The organism is Zoogloea sp. (genome assembly GCF_030157465.1).
Classification (GTDB): domain Bacteria; phylum Pseudomonadota; class Gammaproteobacteria; order Burkholderiales; family Rhodocyclaceae; genus Zoogloea.
Genome location: NZ_JAOAUU010000066.1, coordinates 1 through 4257, shown reverse-complemented (window position 1 = coordinate 4257; position 4257 = coordinate 1). Strand labels below are relative to the sequence as shown.

Here is a 4257-nt window from a genome sequence, read left to right as displayed (position 1 = left end):
TAACGAGACTTCCATTCGGCATACTGCTGGTTCGATAATTGAGAACAGGCCCTAGGCTTCAGGTTGCCGGGATCGACGTGCTGCTCAACCGGCGTGCCGCAGAGCGGGCACGGCGTCTCGGCCAAAGCCTGGAAGAACGCGATGCCTTCGTCCGTGGCTCCGAGGCGGGCAAGGTCGCTCGCATACTTCAGGTCCAGTAGCGCGAAACGCTCCCGCATCGATGTGGCGCTGGCAAGTTGTGTCATTGCGGTCGTGAGAGCGTCCCCCTCCACGAAGATCTGCTGCCGCAGTTCCTTTAAGACCGAAGAGCGCGCCTGGAGCTGCGTGGCGAACATATCCAGTCGCTCATCGACTTGTGCTAGGGCTGCAACTGCGGATGCTCGATCTGTTTCCGCTGGAATCACGCCCTGCAGGCGCGCCAGTTCTGCCTCGGCAGCCGCCAATCTTCCCTTGGCCTGGTCTTTCTGGGAAGCGGTCTTGTAAAGCTCGACCGCAGAGTCATCGAGGCCACTCAGGAACAGCGAGTATGAAGAGACATGCTTGTCCGAGCCATGACCCTTGCCCTTCGTCGCGTCCTCGGAAATCATGCCGGGCTGGGAGAGCAGCGCCCAATGCCGCAGGTCGTCACCAGTGAGGGGGCCTTTCTCACTTCGCTTGCGAAGCACTAGTTTGCCTGCGGCTCCAGACAGCCTGACGAGGAGCTCGCCAAGATCCTGATCGACGTCTTCGAGCGGGTTCGGCGTACCGTCCGAGACCCAAAGATCGTCCACCCGCACCAGAACGCGCGCGGCGCCGCCAGACATCGCCTTGCGAACAAGGTATTCATGCTCACCATGCGAGAAGGCGAGCTCCAGCGAGTCGTATCCCTGCGACTCCGGGAACGCTTCGAGTGTCCCAGTACCGCCTAGCAAGAACCAAATGCACTTCCAGATGTGCGACTTGCCAGTGTCACTGGGACCGCGGATGAGGGTGCGACGACCGTCGAACACGATCTTCGCTGGCAATAGGCCGGGACCGTGCACGGACAAGTGCTTCAGCGTTATTGCCATTGGTGCCCCCTCGCGGTGGCGCCTTCAAATTCAGCACCCCACAGGTGGCCTTGCTGAGCGAATCTCTTGGTCATGTCTCTTGAGCTGAGGGTGGCGAAGGTGACGGCCGCCCAGCGGCACCGGCCCTCCAGTTCACGCAGGTAAGGTGACGTCAGCGCGCCGACCATGCTTCTGGCGGTGTTGCCGGCGAAGTAGGTGATGCCGGTCTCATCCATGGACACGGCGACGAGGCCACGGGTGCTCATCAAATGCAGGCTTTGGGCGATGAGGTCGCGACGACTCATGTATTCGCTACCGCGATAGGGGACCGGCGTGTGAAGGCTGGGTGGCCCATCAAGATCGTCGGAGTACACGATGGCATAGTCGAGCAGAACCAGCTTTTGGAGGTCGGCGCCAGCCGGCTGCAAGGAATTGAGCAGGTACACCATCCGAATGCCCAATTCGAACGGCGAGTTGAAAGCGGTGAGGGGCTTGGACTTTTTCATTTGACCCACTTCAGACCATCTCTAATGACCAGGTGATGGCAGGTGCCGGGCAGGTCACCTCCGCGAAGCTGGGGCGACAGACGGCTCTCCTGGACCTGCAGCGACGACGCTCGTTCTACGGCCGCGTCGACCCGTTCCATGCCCGTCTTAAGGCGAAGTTGCACGACCGTGGGGCGGATGCCCGCATGGACCATGTCCAGCAGCCGATCGAACTCCGGTTCGTTGGGGTAGATGTCTCGGCTGAACCGTTGCAGGCCTTCCGCGCAGTAGAAGATCTGTCGATGCGAATCGAAGTGGTCTTCGTACTCGCTGCCCGGCAGGTCGGCCAGGGTGACTGGCGACGCCTTGTGCTCGGTGTAGACGCGCAAGAGCTCGTCGACATACAGTCCCTCGTGCAACGTGGGCTGGGCGGGCATCGGATCATCGTCTCCGCGTTCAGGCACGATGCCGAACAGGTGATAGTGGGCGGCCTTGTCGAGCGCGTGCCAAGCCAGCAGTTCATGTACCGGGCACTCGATGAAGCGATCGAAGTCGAAATCGTCGATGGCAGCCTGGACCTCAGCGGTCAGCTCGGCGGCTCTGCCTTTCATGCCGTTTTTTCCGTTCTTCCATGCATCGACGAACTTCGCCTTGAAGGAGGCAGCCCCAGCAGCCATCGTGTTGTGAAGCTCGTTGCCGACCGCATGCGGGCAGCAGAAGTAGTAGCAACTCGGACGCGGGTAGGTCTTCATAGCCAATTGCTTGAAGAACTTCGCCATCTCCGGGAATGCGTCGCTCTGTGTCAACCCTTGCCTGTAATGTTTGGCTTGGTACAGGTCCCAGCCGTCCCGCACCAACGGCGGGCCATATCGCGCCTCGATGTCGCGGCCACCGTCGCCCGCCCCGCCCAGCCGCTTGATAGCCGCGTAGCGGGCGCCGCCGAAAAGAACTCGCTGGCGCGCGGCGTCCAGAATGAACTCTTCCCACTGATCAGGGTTCAGCAGGAGAACTTGCGACGATGGCTGGATGACGCCGCCCGCGGTGACGTGCTGGGTCTTCCTCGGCTTGCGGGTCGTGCCTGGTTTTGGTGGCATGGATGTGGACTTGTCTCTGCTGCAAGATTCCGAGTCATCGCACAGAAAAATATTTTTATATATGACAAATATTTCAACACCGTCCGCCGGCGTTTTCCTTAGGCGGGCAGCGACAGTCGCCCCGCGAAGGGACTACTGGGTCATGCCAATGTCGCAACAGCCCTCAGTTGTTGCGGATGGGCAGCGGTGTGAATAACCTACTGAGACTGCACAACTAGATGTCCAGCACTTATGTGCTGCAAGCAGTCGCTGGTGAACGTCTGTAACCAGCCTGAAGCTGTCGATCGGAGGTTCACTGCGGCTGTCTGTTTCTGGCCGGCAGTACGCATTCGACATGATGCCAGAAAGCGGCCACACGGGGCTTCGTCCATGTGGCCACAGATGACGGTCTAGATCTCCGTCTGCTCTGAGATCTCAAGCGCGTCATCCACCTCGATGCCGAGGTATCGGACAGTACTTTCAAGCTTCGAGTGTCCCAGCCTGAACGGCTCGCAGATTCTTTGTGCGCTTGTAGATCAAGGTCGCTTTCGTTCGCCGCATGGAGTGCGTACCGTAGGCGGTTGGATCAAGACCGGCCGACACGACCCAATGCTCGACGATTCTCGCGTACTGCCTCGTTGAGACGTGCGGGGAATTGCCTAGCCGGCTCGGAAAGAGGAAGTCTTCCGACTTCAATCCCTCTTTCGCGATCCATGCCGCCACGGCCGAGCGTGTAGGCTCAGTCAGTTCGAACTGCACTGGCCTCTGCGTTTTCCTCTGTACGACCATAGCGCGGGAGAGCAACTGGCTTCCGTGCGTCACGTCGCGCACCCGCAGGGCGACAAGGTCGCAGCCCCGAAGCTTGCTGTCGATCGCCAGGTTGAACATGGCGAGGTCGCGCACCGCGTGCGCATTTTGTAGATGAATGCGGATTGCCCAGATGTCTTTGGGTTTGAGCGGTGCCTTCTGCCCAACCTACTTCTCCTTGTTCCAGGCTTCCCGATGCGGATGTTCTCGCGTTTCCATGATTGGCTCCTTGCTGTTGATCGGAGTCAGATTCTTGAACTCATAGCGACGGGCCGCTACCGGCAATGATGCTGAGAGGGTACTATCGGCCAGAAGCAGCCATTCATTGAAAGGGAAATTAAGTGGCCATAGCTTTAAAGAAAGAAATTCGCGACCAGTTAATTCAATCTATCCAACGGTACTTTGAAGAGGAGCTGGATGAAAAGATTGGCAACATTGCCGCTGGTGGCTTGCTGGGATTTGTGTTGGAGGAAATTGGCCCAGTTATCTACAACAAGGCTGTGTCTGACGTTCAAGAGCGCTTGCAAATTAGAATTGCTGACCTCGAATTCGAAGTGCACGAAGAAGAACTCCAATATTGGAAGAAGCACGACCAGCTGCGTCGCCGCTAGGGCCGGATGTGTAAAAACGCATAGCGACCGTTTGGTGGCACCGTAAGCAGAACAATTAGACATTCATCCAACGTCCGGTTTGGGTCGGCAGTGTGAGTTCACCGGATCGACGAGCTGCCCTTCAACGTGATTTTTGGCTGAACGGCAGGTAACCGGCGTATTTCTGACTGACTCTGATCATCAGGCCAACGGCAGGAAAGGTTAAGGGTTGTCCGATGCCTGCCCCCACGTGCAACGGGTTAAAGCCCTGCCT

At 58.6% G+C, this 4257-nt stretch carries 4 protein-coding genes and 1 pseudogene; 1 reads left to right on the top strand and 4 read right to left on the bottom strand.

Translation table 11 applies throughout. The features are described 5' to 3' along the window. From Q1W26_RS09065 to Q1W26_RS09050, 4 genes and pseudogenes are all read right to left on the bottom strand, one after another. Positions 1-1049 (bottom strand): hypothetical protein (locus tag Q1W26_RS09065; RefSeq protein WP_300438761.1); only part of this gene is annotated, 1049 nt, incomplete at its 3' end. Continuing rightward, positions 1040-1534, bottom strand: a complete 495-nt coding sequence (locus Q1W26_RS09060) for an ABC-three component system middle component 2 (RefSeq protein ID WP_300438758.1) — start codon at positions 1532-1534, stop codon at positions 1040-1042. The genes Q1W26_RS09065 and Q1W26_RS09060, both read right to left, overlap by 10 nt. Then, the gene (locus Q1W26_RS09055) at positions 1531-2607 is read right to left on the bottom strand and encodes an ABC-three component system protein (protein ID WP_300438755.1); all 1077 of its coding nucleotides are present in this window, start codon (positions 2605-2607) and stop codon (positions 1531-1533) included. The genes Q1W26_RS09060 and Q1W26_RS09055 overlap by 4 nt, the downstream gene beginning before the upstream one ends. Before the next feature lie 389 nt (positions 2608-2996). Then, a pseudogene (locus tag Q1W26_RS09050) lies at positions 2997-3528 on the bottom strand (tyrosine-type recombinase/integrase). Between the two features lie 206 nt (positions 3529-3734). Between Q1W26_RS09050 and Q1W26_RS09045 the strand changes: the two are divergent. Next, complete coding sequence (locus tag Q1W26_RS09045; protein ID WP_300438749.1) at positions 3735-4004, top strand: DUF2164 domain-containing protein; 270 nt, start codon at positions 3735-3737, stop codon at positions 4002-4004. Positions 4005-4257 lie beyond the last annotated feature (253 nt).

What these genes read in the sequence shown, in the direction of transcription:
- Q1W26_RS09060 (WP_300438758.1), bottom strand. Translation starts at nt 1,534, where the DNA reads ATGAAAAAGTCCAAGCCCCTCACCGCTTTCAACTCGCCGTTCGAATTG.
- Q1W26_RS09055 (WP_300438755.1), bottom strand. Translation starts at nt 2,607, where the DNA reads ATGCCACCAAAACCAGGCACGACCCGCAAGCCGAGGAAGACCCAGCAC.